This window comes from Mycobacterium sp. 48b, assembly GCF_048282725.1.
In the GTDB taxonomy this organism is placed as follows: Bacteria; Actinomycetota; Actinomycetes; order Mycobacteriales; family Mycobacteriaceae; genus Mycobacterium.
In genome coordinates, this window is sequence record NZ_JBLVUL010000001.1 from 6609438 (window position 1) to 6623655 (window position 14218).

At 67.8% G+C, this 14218-nt stretch carries 17 protein-coding genes; 11 read left to right on the forward strand and 6 right to left on the reverse strand.

What is annotated here, in order from left to right:
* Positions 1–7: 7 nt before the first annotated feature.
* Genes ACNQR1_RS32375 through ACNQR1_RS32410 form a run of 8 tightly spaced genes read left to right on the forward strand, consistent with a single transcriptional unit; the run spans position 8 to position 7756 of the window.
* The gene (locus ACNQR1_RS32375) at positions 8–2875 is read left to right on the forward strand and encodes a Na+/H+ antiporter subunit A (protein WP_418049607.1); all 2868 of its coding nucleotides are present in this window, start codon (positions 8–10) and stop codon (positions 2873–2875) included.
* A complete protein-coding gene (locus ACNQR1_RS32380; protein WP_077742554.1) occupies positions 2872–3330 on the forward strand; it encodes a Na(+)/H(+) antiporter subunit C in 459 nt (152 codons plus the stop codon). The genes ACNQR1_RS32375 and ACNQR1_RS32380 overlap by 4 nt, the downstream gene beginning before the upstream one ends.
* Positions 3327–4925: a Na+/H+ antiporter subunit D gene (locus ACNQR1_RS32385; RefSeq protein ID WP_418049608.1), complete on the forward strand. Its 1599-nt coding sequence runs from the start codon at positions 3327–3329 to the stop codon at positions 4923–4925. The genes ACNQR1_RS32380 and ACNQR1_RS32385 overlap by 4 nt, the downstream gene beginning before the upstream one ends.
* On the forward strand, positions 4922–5455 hold the full coding sequence (locus tag ACNQR1_RS32390) for a Na+/H+ antiporter subunit E (protein WP_418049609.1): 534 nt from the start codon (positions 4922–4924) through the stop codon (positions 5453–5455). Before ACNQR1_RS32385 ends, ACNQR1_RS32390 begins: the two co-directional genes overlap by 4 nt.
* Position 5456: 1 nt before the next feature.
* Positions 5457–5741 (forward strand): monovalent cation/H+ antiporter complex subunit F, encoded by a 285-nt coding sequence (locus ACNQR1_RS32395; protein WP_418049610.1) that lies wholly within the window; start codon positions 5457–5459, stop codon positions 5739–5741.
* Complete coding sequence (locus ACNQR1_RS32400; RefSeq protein WP_418049611.1) at positions 5738–6091, forward strand: cation:proton antiporter; 354 nt, start codon at positions 5738–5740, stop codon at positions 6089–6091. The genes ACNQR1_RS32395 and ACNQR1_RS32400 overlap by 4 nt, the downstream gene beginning before the upstream one ends.
* Complete coding sequence (locus ACNQR1_RS32405; RefSeq protein WP_418049612.1) at positions 6078–6992, forward strand: SAM-dependent methyltransferase; 915 nt, start codon at positions 6078–6080, stop codon at positions 6990–6992. Before ACNQR1_RS32400 ends, ACNQR1_RS32405 begins: the two co-directional genes overlap by 14 nt.
* Entirely contained in the window at positions 6989–7756 is a 768-nt protein-coding gene (locus ACNQR1_RS32410; RefSeq protein ID WP_418049613.1) for a hypothetical protein, read from the forward strand. Before ACNQR1_RS32405 ends, ACNQR1_RS32410 begins: the two co-directional genes overlap by 4 nt.
* Positions 7757–7800: 44 nt before the next feature.
* Here the strand turns inward: ACNQR1_RS32410 and ACNQR1_RS32415 are convergent, their stop codons facing one another.
* Entirely contained in the window at positions 7801–8427 is a 627-nt protein-coding gene (locus ACNQR1_RS32415) for an LON peptidase substrate-binding domain-containing protein (protein WP_418049614.1), read from the reverse strand.
* Between the two features lie 61 nt (positions 8428–8488).
* Here ACNQR1_RS32415 and ACNQR1_RS32420 point away from each other — a divergent pair, with 61 nt between their 5' ends.
* Positions 8489–9490 (forward strand): Lrp/AsnC family transcriptional regulator, encoded by a 1002-nt coding sequence (locus ACNQR1_RS32420; RefSeq protein ID WP_418049615.1) that lies wholly within the window; start codon positions 8489–8491, stop codon positions 9488–9490.
* On the opposite strand, the gene ACNQR1_RS32425 is transcribed toward ACNQR1_RS32420, so the two are convergent.
* The 5 genes from ACNQR1_RS32425 to ACNQR1_RS32445 are packed head-to-tail and all read right to left on the reverse strand — an operon-like array spanning position 9468 to position 12562.
* A complete protein-coding gene (locus tag ACNQR1_RS32425; RefSeq protein WP_418049616.1) occupies positions 9468–9887 on the reverse strand; it encodes a hypothetical protein in 420 nt (139 codons plus the stop codon). The two genes, ACNQR1_RS32420 and ACNQR1_RS32425, sit on opposite strands and share 23 nt — an antisense overlap.
* Before the next feature lie 11 nt (positions 9888–9898).
* Positions 9899–11029 carry a glutamate--cysteine ligase gene (locus tag ACNQR1_RS32430; RefSeq protein WP_418049617.1) on the reverse strand — a complete coding sequence of 377 codons (1131 nt, stop codon included), beginning with the start codon at positions 11027–11029 and terminating at the stop codon, positions 9899–9901.
* A complete protein-coding gene (sodC, locus tag ACNQR1_RS32435) occupies positions 11010–11720 on the reverse strand; it encodes a superoxide dismutase[Cu-Zn] (RefSeq protein WP_418049618.1) in 711 nt (236 codons plus the stop codon). The genes ACNQR1_RS32430 and sodC overlap by 20 nt, the downstream gene beginning before the upstream one ends.
* A 10-nt stretch (positions 11721–11730) precedes the next feature.
* Positions 11731–12201, reverse strand: coding sequence for a LytR C-terminal domain-containing protein (locus ACNQR1_RS32440; protein ID WP_418049619.1), 471 nt, complete (start codon positions 12199–12201; stop codon positions 11731–11733).
* Positions 12202–12250: 49 nt separating this feature from the next.
* Entirely contained in the window at positions 12251–12562 is a 312-nt protein-coding gene (locus ACNQR1_RS32445; RefSeq protein ID WP_044515534.1) for a DUF3263 domain-containing protein, read from the reverse strand.
* A 138-nt stretch (positions 12563–12700) separates the two neighbouring features.
* Here ACNQR1_RS32445 and ACNQR1_RS32450 point away from each other — a divergent pair, with 138 nt between their 5' ends.
* Both ACNQR1_RS32450 and ACNQR1_RS32455 read left to right on the forward strand, forming a co-directional pair.
* Positions 12701–13294, forward strand: coding sequence for a peptide deformylase (locus ACNQR1_RS32450; RefSeq protein WP_418049620.1), 594 nt, complete (start codon positions 12701–12703; stop codon positions 13292–13294).
* A 12-nt stretch (positions 13295–13306) separates the two neighbouring features.
* Complete coding sequence (locus ACNQR1_RS32455) at positions 13307–14215, forward strand: GNAT family N-acetyltransferase (RefSeq protein WP_418049621.1); 909 nt, start codon at positions 13307–13309, stop codon at positions 14213–14215.
* Positions 14216–14218: the final 3 nt, after the last annotated feature.

Sequence of the window (14218 nt, forward strand, 5' to 3'; positions counted from 1 at the left end):
GAGTGCCATGCTCGCCGTTCTGCTCGCCCACGCGGTCGCCACCGCGCTGGCGCCGCTTCTGGTGGCCAGATGGGGCAGGCGAGCGTTCTATCCGTTGGCTCTGGTGCCGCTGGGCTCCCTGGTCTGGGTCGGCGCGAACTGGCCGAGCCACGACCGCGTCCCGACCGTCAGCATCCCGTGGGTGCACGAGCTGTCGATGGACATCACGCTGCGGTTCGACTCGCTCGCAGCCATCATGAGCGTGCTGGTGCTGGCCATCGGGGCCCTCGTCCTCTTCTATTGCGGCGAGTACTTCCACCACCACGACGGGAAGATCGAGAAGCGGCTGCCCAGCTTCGCCGCCGAGCTCGTCGCCTTCTCCGGCTCCATGTTCGGCCTGGTGGTCAGCGACAACATGCTGGTTCTCTACATCTTCTGGGAAACCACCACGGTGTTGTCCTTCCTGCTGGTCGGTCACTACGCCGAGCGGGCCACCAGCCGGCGGGCGGCAACCCAGGCGCTGCTGGTGACCACCTTCGGCGGCCTGGCCATGCTGGTCGGCATCATCGTGCTGGGCAACCTGTCCGGCACCTATCTGCTGTCGGAGTTGATCGCCTCCCCTCCGGGCGGGACCGCGGCCGCGATCGGGATAGCGCTGATCCTCATCGGCGCGCTGTCCAAGTCGGCGATCGTGCCGATGCACTTCTGGCTACCGGGCGCGATGGCCGCGCCCACTCCCGTCAGCGCCTATCTGCACGCCGCGGCCATGGTCAAGGCCGGTGTCTACCTGGTGGCCCGGATGGCGCCCGGTTTCGCCGACACCCCGCTGTGGCGCCCGATGGTGGTCGGGCTCGGATTGCTCACGATGCTGCTGGCCGGCTGGCGCGCCGTCCGTGAATACGACCTGAAGTTGATCCTGGCCTTCGGCACCGTCAGCCAGCTCGGCCTGATCACCGTCATGGTGGGCACCGGCGGCAGCGACATGATGCTGGCCGGGCTGGCCATGCTGTGCGCGCACGCGATGTTCAAGGCCGCGTTGTTCATGGTGGTCGGCATCATCGACCACACCACCGGCACCCGGGACATCCGGCGCCTCGCGGGCCTGGGGCGCCATCACCGGCCGCTGTTGATCATCGCCGCGTGCGCCACCGCGAGCATGGCCGCGCTGCCACCGTTCTTCGGCTTCGTCGCCAAGGAAGCCGACCTCGAGACCGTTCTGCACAGCCCGGCCCTCGGCTCGGCGGCACCGTGGGTACTGACCGGCATCGTGCTCGGCTCGGTGTTCACCACGATCTACAGCCTGCGTTTCATGTGGGGCGCGTTCTCCGGGAAGGGCCTGCCCAACCCGAGCACCCGCGTCGTCGAAATGCATCGTCCTTCGGCCACTTTCCTGACCGCACCGGCGGTCCTCGCCGCCGCCGGCCTGGCCTTCGGGCTGTGGCCCGCGGGGATGGACGCGGTGCTCGACGAATATGCCGACACCTTGCCCGGCGGGTCGGGCTACCACCTGGCCCTGTGGCACGGGCTGGGCCTGCCGCTGCTGCTCTCGGTGGTCGTGCTCGCCGCAGGCACCGCCGTGTTCTTCGGCCGAAACCGCTTGCCCCGCACCCGGTTCGCCTATCAGCCGCTGGGCAACGCCGACCGCATGTACGACGCGGTGATCCGCGGCCTTGACGTCACCTCGGTACGCCTGACCGGCGAGACCCAGCGCGGCTCGCTACCGGCCACCCAGTCGGTGATCCTGTCGACGCTGGTGGTGCTGCCCATCGTCATGCTGGCGCTGGGCGCCCGGGACCGCCCGGACTTGCAGCTGTGGGATTCCCCGCTGCAGGTGGTGGTCGGGTTGTTGATGTTGGCCGCCGCGATCGGTGCGACGGTGATGCGTAACCGCCTGGCCGCGGTGCTGCTGGTCGGCGTGACCGGCTACGGCTGCGGTGCGACCTTCGCCTTCCACGGTGCACCCGATCTGGCGTTGACCCAATTCCTGGTCGAGACACTGGTTTTGGTGATCTTCGTGCTGGTCCTCCGGATCCTTCCGGCAGAGGCCAATGCCACCAACATCAACCGTCACCGGCTGCCGCGTGCCGCTCTGGCACTGGCGGTGGGCGCCGCGGTCACGACACTCGCGGTGTTCGCGATGGCCGCGCGCAACGGTGTGGGTATCGCCGAGCTGATCCCCGATGCGGCGTACTACCGCGGGCACGGCGCCAATGCGGTCAACGTGCTGCTGGTCGACATCCGCGCCTGGGACACCATGGGCGAGGTGATGGTGTTGCTGGTGGCCGCGACAGGTGTGGCGTCACTGGTGTTCCGGCACCAGCGATTCGGTGCCGCGCCGCGCGTCAGCTCGGCGGTCGGCAGTACCGCCGTCGGCCAGCCCGACATCGGCCCCATCGGGGCGTACAGCCCGGCCGTCGGCGACGTCACGTGGCTGCGCGGCAGCGAACTGCGCGACCCTCGGCACCGCTCCCTGGTTCTGGAAGTCGCGACCCGCGTCATCTTCCCGCTCATCATGGTGCTCTCGGCGTACTTCTTCTTCGCCGGCCACAACACCCCCGGCGGCGGCTTCGCCGGCGGGTTGACCGCGGGCCTGGCCCTCGTGCTGCGGTACCTGGCCGGCGGCCGCTACGAGCTTGGCGAGACCTTGCCGCTCGACGCGGGCAAGATCCTCGGCACCGGGCTGGGCCTCTCGGCGGGAACGGCGGTCGCCTCAATCCTGTTGGGAGCGCCCGCGTTGTCGTCGGCGGTCCTGCACTTCGACGTGCCGGTGCTCGGTTCGGTCAAGATGGTGACCGCGTTGTTCTTCGATCTGGGGGTGTATCTCATCGTTGTCGGTTTGGTGCTCGACATCCTGCGCAGCCTCGGCGCCCGCGTGGATGCGGAGCTGGTCCGATGACGACATTCCTGGTCCCGCTGATCATCATCGGCGGGCTCACCAGCACCGGTGTGTACCTGCTGCTCGAGCGCAATCTGACCCGGATGTTGTTGGGGCTGTTACTGATCGGCAATGCAGTCAACCTGCTGATCCTGACGGTCGGTGGCCGCTCGGGCAATCCACCGATCCGCGGGCGCACCAGCAACGGCGCCACCACCGACGCCGATCCGCTGGCCCAGGGCATGATCCTCACCGCGATCGTCATCAGCATGGGACTGGCGGCATTCGTGCTGGCGCTGGCATACCGCTCGTATCGGCTCACCACGGTCGAAGAAGTCAGTAACGATCCCGAGGACACCCGGGTGTCGCAGCAGTCGGGCCCGGAAGAGGAAGTCATTCCGCAGGCCGATCCCAACCGCGACACCGACGCGCCCGACGAACTCGATGCGCTGCCGGGATTCGAGGGGTCGAAGTGACGGCCCAGGCCCTGATCCCGTTGCCGGTGCTGATCCCGGCGCTCGCCGCGGCCGCGACGCTCGTGGCCGGGCGCCGGCCCCGGCTGCAGCGGGTCATCACCCAGTTCGCCCTGACGGCGGTGGTCGTGGTGTGCGCGGCGCTGGTGTATCTCGCCGACCGCGACGGCACCCTGGTCCTGCACGTCGGTGGCTGGGGTCAGAGTGTGCCGGGGATGGGGCCGTTGGGCATCACCCTGGTGGTGGACCGGCTTTCGGCGCTCATGCTCGTGGTGTCGGCCATCGTGTTGCTGGCGGTGGTCGCGTACGCCATCGGGCAGGGTATCCGCGACGGCGACGAACGCCAGCCGACGTCGATCTTCCTGCCCACCTACCTGGTGCTGTCGGCCGGTGTGTGCACCGCGTTCCTGGCGGGTGACCTGTTCAATCTGTTCGTCGGCTTCGAGGTGCTGCTGGCCGCGAGCTTCGTCCTGCTGACCATCGGCGCCAGCGAGGACCGGGTCCGCGCCGGCATCTCCTACGTCCTGGTGTCGATGGTGTCGTCGCTGATCTTCCTGATCGGCATCGCGCTGGTGTACGCCGCGACCGGCACGCTGAACATGGCCGAGTTGGCGTTGCGCCTCGACGACATCCCGGCAGGCACCCGCACCGCACTGTTCGCGGTTCTGCTGGTGGCGTTCGGCATCAAGGCCGCGGTGTTCCCGCTGTCGACGTGGTTGCCCGACTCCTACCCCACCGCCCCCGCGCCGGTCACCGCGGTGTTCGCCGGCCTGCTGACGAAAGTCGGTGTGTACGCGATCATCCGGGCCCATTCGCTGCTGTTCCCGGGTGGTGGGCTGGACAATGTCCTGCTGGTGGCGGGCCTGCTCACCATGGTCATCGGCATCCTCGGTGCGATCGCCCAGAGCGACATCAAACGGCTGTTGTCCTTCACGCTCGTCAGCCATATCGGCTACATGGTGTTCGGTGTCGCGCTGGCCAACCAGCTCGGCATGTCCGGCGCGATCTATTACGTGGCGCACCACATCGTGGTGCAGACGACGCTGTTCCTGGTCGTCGGTCTGATCGAACGGCAGGCCGGGGCGTCGACGCTGCAGCGACTGGGCGGGTTGGCCGCGGCCAGTCCGGTGCTGGCATTCGTTTTCGTGGTGCCTGCCCTCAACCTCGGTGGCATCCCGCCCTTCTCGGGCTTCATCGGGAAGGTGGCGCTGCTGGAGGCGGGCGCCGAGAACGGTTCGGCACTGGCCTGGATCCTGGTGGCCGGCAGTGTGGTCACCAGCCTGCTGACGCTCTACGTGGTGGCGCGGGTGTGGACGAAGGCGTTCTGGCGGGCCCGCGCCGACGCACCCGAGGGCCACCTGGCCGGGGCGGCACCGGCGGTGCTGCTCGACGACATCGAGGACATCGAGTTCGCCGATCGGGACAGTGTGGGACGCATGCCGGTGGGAATGTTGGCTCCGACGGGCGCTTTGATCGCGGTCGGGCTGGCGTTGACCGTGGCGGCCGGGCCCATCTTCTCCTACAGCGAGCGCGCCGCGGCTGAAGTCCTGGACCGCGGGCAGTACATCTCGGCCGTGCTCGGAGGTGGTGAGCGATGAGGTGGCTGCTGCTCCGGGCCTGGATGCTGTGCTGGCTGATGTTGGTGTGGGTGCTGTTGTGGGGCAGCATCTCTGCGGCCAACATCCTGTCGGGCCTGGCCATCGCCGTGGTGATCACGGTGCTGCTGCCGCTGCCTGCCGTCCCGGTGGAGGGCCGGGTCCATCTGTTGTCGCTGCTGCGGTTGGTCATCCAGGTCACCGTTTGGCTGGTGATGTCCTCGTTCCAGATGGCGTGGCTGGCGGTCAGGCCCGGGCCGCTTCCGGTCAACGCGGTGTTGCGGGCGCAGCTGGCGATCAAATCGGATCTGGTCCTGGCGCTTGGGGTCAACATCATCAACCTGACCCCGGGAACCATCGTGCTGGAGATCGATCAGACGCGGCGGCTGATCTACGTACACGTCGTGGACGTGGGTTCCGACCGGGCGATCAACCGGTTCCACAGCCAGATCACCACCCTGCAAAGGCTTTTGGTGGCGGCCTTCGAGCGCGAGTCCGATTGGCGCCCCGCAGTCAACAAGGAGGGCGCCTGACATGAGCACCGTGTGGACGATTGCCGCGGTCATGCTGACCGCCGCCGCGGCGATCACGATGTTTCGTTTGTTGGCAGGGCCGAGCACCCTGGACCGGCTGGTCGCGTTGGACACCCTGGTGGCCGTCACGCTGTGCGGGATCGGAACCTGGGCCGCGTACAGCCTCGATACCACGGTGACCTACAGCCTGACGGCATTGGCGTTGATCAGCTTCGTCGGTTCGGTGAGCGTGGCGCGATTCCGCGTGCCCGACACCGATCAACCGCGGCGGAAGCGGGCGTCATGAACATCCTCGACATCGTCACCGCGGTCCTGATCCTGGCCGGCTCGACGCTGGCCTTGACCGCGGCGATCGGCATTGTGCGGTTCGGCGACACCATGTCGCGGATGCATTCGGCGACCAAGCCCCAGGTGCTCGGGCTGCTGCTGGTGCTGGCCGGTGCGGCGATCCGGCTCCGGGGCCACGCCGATGTCGGCATGTTGATCCTCACCGGCTTGTTCACGCTGATCACCGCGCCGGTGATCGCCAACCGGGTGGGCCAGCTGGCCTACCGCGAGCAGCGCAACCGGGAGAACCTGCTGACCCGGGACGAGATGGCCGAGTTCGGGGAGACTGAAGGCAATGGCCAGAACTGACGACGACAGCTGGGACATCACCGAGAGTGTGGGTGCCACCGCGCTCGCGGTGGCCATGGCCCGCGCTCACGAGACCGCATCCGATACTCCGCTGTTCACCGACCCGTGCGCGCAGTTGTTTCTCGACGCTGCGGCCGCGCGGGGCTGGCGTCCCCCTACCGGCGCGATGGCCCAACGGATTCGCGCCATCGGGAATTACGCGGCGGCCCGGACCAAGTGGTTCGACGAGTTCTTTCTCGCCGCAGGCGCGGCGGGTATCCGCCAGTCGGTGATCCTGGCCGCAGGCCTCGACGCCCGCGCCTGGCGGTTGCCCTGGATCCACGACAGCGTGGTGTTCGAGATCGACCAACCGCAGGTGCTGCAGTTCAAGGAACAGGTTCTCGCGGCGCACGGCGTGGCCCCCAAGGCCCGGCACGTCGCCGTTGCGGTCGACCTGCGCCAGGATTGGCCGAAGGCCTTGCGGGATGCGGGTTTCGACGTAACCGAGCCGACAGCCTGGTCGGTCGAAGGCTTGCTGCCCTACCTGCCTGCCGACGCGCAGGACCTGCTGTTCGAGCGCATCACCGAATTGTCGGCGCGCGACAGCCGGATCGCGGTCGAGGCGTTCAGCGCCGGATTCTTCTCCGAAGATCATCTGGCCCGCCGTCGTGATCGCATCGAACAGATGCGTGCCGAGGCCGCCGAGGCCGGTGACGACATGCCCGACCCGGAGCGGCTGTGGTTCGTCGAGGACCGCGCCCACGTCCCCGACTGGCTCGCCGAACACTGCTGGGACGTGGGGGCGCTGCCTGCCGATGACCTGATGGCGCGTTATCACCGCACCCTGCCCGCCGATACCACCGAGGGCACCATGGCGACGGAGTTCGTCGAAGGCGTCCTGATCGGAACGCATTCCGGATGACGAGTCTTCGGCAGCCCGAGAACTGGAAGAACCGGACTGCCGTACTCACGTTGGCGCTCGTGATGTTCGGCTGCATGTTGTTCGCCTGCGTCGTGATGACGGTGAACGCGCTACAGCGCGGCGACGACGTGTCTGCCGTCATCACCGCCGGTTTCGCCCTCACCATCGGGGGTGTGCTGTTGGGCTGCGCCTTCGGCGCAGTCGGTTCGCTACGCCTGCGCGCAGTCTCCACCGAGGCCGGGACGACACTTCGGTGCGCGCCTGGAAGCATGCTGTGCTTCGGAACCACGGGGATCGCTCTCGCGCTGACCGCGACGTTCTATCTCATCTGCGCACAAGACCGCGACGACCTGCCGCTCATGAATCCCGAGGATCCAGGAGACGCCATCTGGACCATGGCGATCCTGCTGATCATCACCGTGATCGCGCTGGTGTGGTACCTCGTGAAGGGCCGCACCCCGCTGCTTCGCCTTGGCCCGCACAGTGTCACCTACGTCGACGGCACGAGCTCGCGCACCGAATCCTGGGACGGCATCACCGATATCACCGATGTCCCACCGAATCGCAACTCACGGCACCCGATCTGCCTCGTCCGCAGACACGACCGAGCGATTGTCATCGAGAACGCGAGCTTCTACGCGCCCAGCGGCGCCGCTCTGTACTGGATGGTGCGTCACTACTGGCTGCATCCGGAGAACCGCATGGAACTCACCGACGGCCGGGCCCTCGAGCGGCTCCGCACCGAGGATTTCGTTGCGGAGTAGTCACTTTCGTGTGCATGCCACACGGGCCCATGAGCACCTGGTGTTCACTCCGAGAGCTGGAACTCCACCATCGCGGTGACGGTGTCCACGGCCTCGCTGAGCACCTCGAGCCGCGCTGCCTCCGACGGCGCGGCCAGTAGTGAATAGCGGTCGGCCTGGCCCATGGGCAACCGAGTCGCCAAGGCGTACAAACGGTTCTCCGGATCGACACTGGCCGACTCGACGATCTCGCGGCTGCGGACCGGCGTCCCGCGAGCCTCACCGATGCGGTCCAGCAGCGCCACCATGCGGTCCTCGACGTTGCTGATGCGGGCAGGGTCGGCCGGGCTGTCCGATTCGTCGGGCCACAACTCGATCTCGGCGCGCGGATACGGATCGTCGTCGAGCCAGCGCTGCACCCGGATTCGCTCACCCATCACACACAGCAGCCGGTACTTGCCGACCCCGAACTCCTGGCAGTCGACGATCTTGGCCCGCGCGCCGACGTCGCAGCGCCGGTCACCGCCGCCCACCTCCCGGCCGGCAGAGATCAGCACGACTCCGAAAGACGGCTCTGACATGGCCATACAGTCGCCCACCATTGCCACATAGCGCGGTTCGAAGATCCGCAGCGGCAGTTCCTGGCCGGGCAACATGGCCACTTCGAGTGGAAACATGGGTGAGACCGTCATGAGGCCAGGATCGTCCTCGCTGCTGGGTTGGTCAATGCGCGCGAGCCGGTAGCCTCGGATGATGCCACCGTCAGCGGAGCTTGAGGCAACCCGCACGCTGCTGTCCGATCCGGGCTACACCGACCTCGATGCGGTCGACCGCCAACTGATCGAACTGCTGCAGGCCGACGGCCGTATTCCATACGCGGAGCTGGGCCGTCGAGCAGGTATCACGGAAAAGACTGCCCGCCGCCGTGTTTCGCGGCTGTTGGGTGAGGGCTACATGACCATCGCCGCCGTCACCGATCCGGCGGTCCTCGGGTTCGGCTCGCTGGGGCTGGCCCTGTTGACCGTCGACGGATCACGCACGCCGGTCGACCTCGCCGCCGAGCTCGCCGAGTTGGCCGAAGCCGATTACGTGACGGCGACGACGGGGCCGTACGGAGTGGTGCTAGAGCTGGTCTGCACCGACGCCCGCGAACTGCACGATGTTGCCTTCGGCAAGATCGCGACACTGCCCGGCGTGCGCTCGGTCGAACTGCTCCCCTACCTGCGGCTGCACTATCAGCAGGCCCGGCTGTCCGGTGCGCTGGCCGATGGCGCGGTGCGGCCGCGCCCGCTCGACGAGATCGACCGCGCGATCCTCACCCGCCTCGCCGTCGACGGTCGCGCCGCTTTTCGCGACTTCGCTTCTGCGCTGGGCCTGTCCGAGACCACCATCCGGTCGCGCTACAACCGGATGGCGGAGACGGGTGCGGCCCGGGTGATGTGCATCGCCAACCCGTTACGGCTGGGCTACCGCCACAGCAGCTGGGTGGCGCTGCGCACCGGCGGCCGCGCCGGCGCGCAGAAGGTTGCCGAGGCACTGACCCGCCTGGACGCGGTGTCGTACGTGGCGCTGACCGCCGGCCGGTGGGATGTCCTGGCCGAGGTGGTGACGGCGCGGGGCGAGGATCTGCTCGACGTGCTCGATGAGAGCGTCCGCGGCCTCGACGGGGTCACCGCGATGCAGGCCTGGCCCTATTTTGCGGTGCACTACAAGGCAATTCATCCCAGAGATGTCAGCCCGGAACCTTTTTGTTGATCGCGTCGACCACGGTCGCGTCCCGGTCACCCAGCACGCACATGGCACCGATGAACGAGGTCCAGATGTACGGATTCTTCTTCATCCCCGCATAGCCGTTCTGCACCAGCAACTCGACCATGCCGAGCTGGGTCGCCTCATCCATCGTCGCGTATTCCCGGCAGGTGGTCGCCATCCCGTTGGGTGGCGGGGTGCTGGCGCCGCCACTGGTCCCGGGGGGCGGGAAAACCGGGGTCGACGGCGACGCCGTTGCGCTCGGCCGGCGTGTGGTGGTGGTCGTGGTGGTGGAGATCCCGGTCTGATCCGGATCTGCCATCGGTGTTCCGGCCGTGACTGCGCTGCAGCCCGAGAGGGCCAAGCCCGCAACAACGATCCCCGTCACGATCCACAGCCGCATAGCCCTCATCCTTACAGTTGGAGTTCGCCGATCAGTGCGTCGACGACTGCGCGAAGGTCCCCGTCGTTCTCCTCGGCCACCCGGCGCTGCCGCTGGTATGAGCCGCCGCCGCGGTAGATGTCGGTCACCGCGGCGAGCTCGTCCGTACATTTCAGCGACTTGGCGACCGGCTCAAGGCGATTCAGCAATTCATCGAGATCCTCGGTGACCAACCGCTCGTTGCTGTCGGCGTCCAGGATGATCACGGCGTCCAGACCATAGCGGGCCGCACGCCACTTGTTCTCCTGCACATGCCAGGGCGGCATGGTCGGCAACTGCTCACCCGCGTCGAGCCTGCGGTCCAGATCGACGATCAGGCAGTGGGTCAGCGCGACCAGTGCACCGAGCTCGCGCACGTTCGACACCCCGTCGAAGATCCGCACCTCGACGGTGCCCAGGTGCGGCGACGGCCTGATGTCCCAACGAATCTCGTTGAGGTGGTCGATGATGCCGGTCTTCTTCTGGTCGTGGACGAAGCCCTCGAACTCAGGCCAGGTCTGGAACTGGAATGGCAGGCCTGCGGTGGGCAACTGCTGGAACATCATGGCCCGGTTGCTCGCGTACCCGGTGTCCTCGCCGTCCCAGAACGGCGAGGACGCCGACAGCGCCAGCAGATGCGGGTACTGATTGAGCAGCGAGGAGACGATCGGCATCACCTTGTGCGCCGAGGAGATCCCGACGTGCACGTGCACGCCCCAGATCAGCATCTGCCTGCCCCACCATTGGGTGCGCTTGATCAGCTCGGCATACCTCGGCGCGTCGGTCAGCTGTTGCGCCGACCATTTCGCGAACGGATGGGTGCCCGCGCAGAACAGCTCCATGCCGCGGTCGTGCACGATCTTGCGTACGGGGCCAAGGGTGCCGCGCAGGTCGTCCATCGCCTCACCGGTGTTCTCGCAGATTCCGGTGACGATCTCGATGGTGTTGCGCAGCAACTCCTTGTGCACGTGCGGGCTCTCGCCGACCTCGGCGATCACCTCGGCGGCTCCGTTGCTCAGATCACGAGTGTCGGCGTCGACGAGAGCGAACTCCCATTCGACGCCGACAGTGGGCCGGGGCGACCCGGCGAAATCGATGCGGCTGTCAGCCGGCGCCGATGACACCGCACGCCACCCGGCTGCCGGCGTCGCCGGTCGCCATGGTCGCCTGGTCGGGGCCGGGAGCGCCGCCGACAACCTGCTGGTACTTCTCCGGCGGGATGTTGGCGAAGTTGTCCGCCTTCTCGTGGATGATGATGGCGGTCTTGGCCCCACCGAGCAGATCCTCGGCCGTGAAGGCGTCGGTGGTGGTCACCAGCTTGCCCGAGCCGTCAGCGCGGACCTGCAGGGAGCTGAGGTCTCCGCTGGAGGGATGCCCCGAGTGTCCGGACACCTGGAAATGGCCGCCGGCCGAGTTGAAGTCGGCGGGCGCACCGCCGGTCGGGGCCACCGAGTTGGCTTCGCACTTGCCGACCGAGTGGATGTGCAGGCCGTGGAACCCGGGCGCCAGGCGACCGGGAGAGGTGGTCTCGACCGTCACGGTCGCGAAGCCGTCGGCGAACTGGAAGTCCGCGGTTGCCACGGCGGTCCCGTCGGCGGTCTTGAGCTCTGCGGTCAGCGTCTCGCCGCCAGTGGTGGCCTGCGCACCGTGCCCGCTGCCGTGCTCACCGGGAGCGGCCGAGGGCGAGGGCGATCCGGTCCAGATCGCCGGGGTGGTTCCGGGCGCGTCGGACGGCACCTGCCCGGGAGGGCTGCAGGCGCTCAGCGCGACAACAGGGGCGGCAAACAGGACGGCAACACTGACGGGCTTCAGCATGGCCCAAAGCCTAGCCGGTGACTACTACGATCACGCCCGGTGGTTGCTCGAGAAGTTCCGGACGCCGGGGTTCGACGGGCGCCTGGATCGCTTTGCCCACGGATTCGGCGGCTTCCTTCTCGCCCGCGGTCTCTCCGAAGAACACGGTGGTGCCGGCGACACCCTCCATCGCAAGGTTTCCGGTCTCGGTGACATTCCAGTGCGCCTCACGGAGCCGGTTGGCCGTCGTCTCGGCCGCACCGGGGACATCGGAGATGTTGTACACGCGCACGTCGGCCTTGGCCTCGGGTGCGGGTTCGGCCTTTGCCGAGGTCTTCGTGGTGGTCGTCGCGGCGGTCGTGGACACGGACGACGACTGATCCGTTGAGTCGTCGTCTGAGCCGAGCGCCTGGAAACCGACCAGCAGGAACACGACCCCGAGGAACAACAGCACCATGACCATGGCACGAAGGGGCAACCCGGAGGAGTCTCGCTGATTCATCGCCACCACTGTATCGAGCGAACCGCCCGATCCCTCACCAGCGTGACCCTTAGGTAGTGATATCGAAGCCGAGCCGCCGCGCAGCCCGCGCCTTCTGCCGGGTGGCCCGCATCCGGCGCAGCCGCTTGACCAGCATCGGATCGGCAGCCAGGGCCTCGGGTCGGTCCACCAGTGCGTTCAGCACCTGGTAGTACCGCGTCGCCGACATCGAGAAGAGCTCTTTGATGGCGTCTTCCTTGCTCCCCGCGTACTTCCACCATTGGCGTTCGAAGGCCAAAATATCGTGCTCGCGCCGGGTGAGCCCATCGCTCAGGTCAGAGTCGTCCCCGGATTGCTCAGTCCGCGCCATAGCGCCGTCCATATCGCTCCTTGGACCCTTCCGACACTTGAGAAATAACATCGCTGTGGTTCGGCGATTATTCAACCACGGCTTGCTGGGTCTGGCTGACACATAAACCCGCGAGTCGGAACGGGAAGGACTTCCGCCTAAGATTCCCCGGTGGCCGTCGTACCAATTTGCATCGTCGGGGATCCCGTTCTGCACACGCCGACCGAGCCGGTGCCGGTGGGCCCGGACGGTTCGCTACCCGCAGACCTGCCCGAACTCATCCAGAACATGTTCGACACGATGGACGCCGCGAACGGGGTTGGCTTGGCCGCCAACCAGATCGGTGTGGCCAAGCGGTTGTTCGTCTATGACTGCGCCCCGACCCGCGGCCACACCACGCGCCGTCGCGGGGTCGTCATCAACCCGGTGCTCGAGACCTCCGAAGTTCCCGAGACGATGCCCGACCCGGACGACGACGAGGAGGGTTGCCTGTCCGTGCCGGGCGAGAACTTCCCGACCGGGCGGGCCGATTGGGCGCGGGTCACCGGCCTCGACGCCGACGGTTCACCGGTCACTCTGGAAGGCACCGACTTGTTTGCCCGGATGCTCCAGCACGAGACCGGACACCTGGACGGATTCCTCTACATCGACCGGCTCGTGGGCCGGCATGCGCGGGCGGCCAAGAAGACCGTCAAGCGCAACGGCTGGGGTGTACCGGGCCTGTCGTGGATGCCCGGCGAGGTTCCCGACCCGTTCGGCCACTGAAGCCGGTCAGCGATGGCTGAGCTGCCCGCGCCCGGGTCCCGGGTCAGCCTGCGTTACCGGCTGCCCGCCGGGTCGGCCAAGCCACTCACCGACGTCATCGGGCATCTGGAACGCCTGGACCCGACGGTGCTGATCCGCACCAAGGACGGCGAGCTCGTCGACATCGCCCATGCCGACATCGTGAGCGTGCGCGAGTTGTCGCACGCGCCGGTGCGGGCGTCTGAGATCCGCGCGCTCGAACACGCGGCCGCGCTGGCCTGGCCGGGCGTCGAGCAGCAATGGCTGGGCGGTTGGCTGCTGCGCGCCGGGCACGGCGTCACCAGCCGCGCCAATTCGGCGATCCCACTGGGCGTGTCGGCACAGATCGCCGATCTGTCCGCGGTGCGCGACTGGTACGGCCTGCGGAACCTGCCGGCCTGGCTGGCCCTGCCCGAGCGGCTGCTGCCGATACGTACCCCGGGCATCAAGCCGGCCCGGGTGATGGTGCGGGATCTGCCCGCGGCCCCCACCCCTGCCTCGTCGATTGTCACGCTCGCGCAGCAACCGGACGCACGGTGGCTGCAGACCTACGAACGTGAGGTGCCGGTCGACGTACTCACCGCGGTGGTCGACGGAGTGCTCACCTTCGCGACCGTGCCCGATGCCGCGGTCGGCCGCGGTGCCGTGACGACGGCACCGGACGGCGCGGTCTGGCTGGGCATCTCCTCGGTGCGCGTCGCCTCCGTCCACCGCGGGCAGGGCCACGCCCGCGCCGTGTGCGAGGCGCTGATGGTCTGGGGCGCCGAGGCGGGTGCCGGGCGGGCCTACGTCCAGGTGGAGGTCGACAACCACGCGGCCAGCGCGCTGTACACCGCGCTGGGTTTCCGGCTGCACCACCAAACCCGTTATGTCGCGGCCGAGGATGTCCTCGGTTCGCGCTGACCG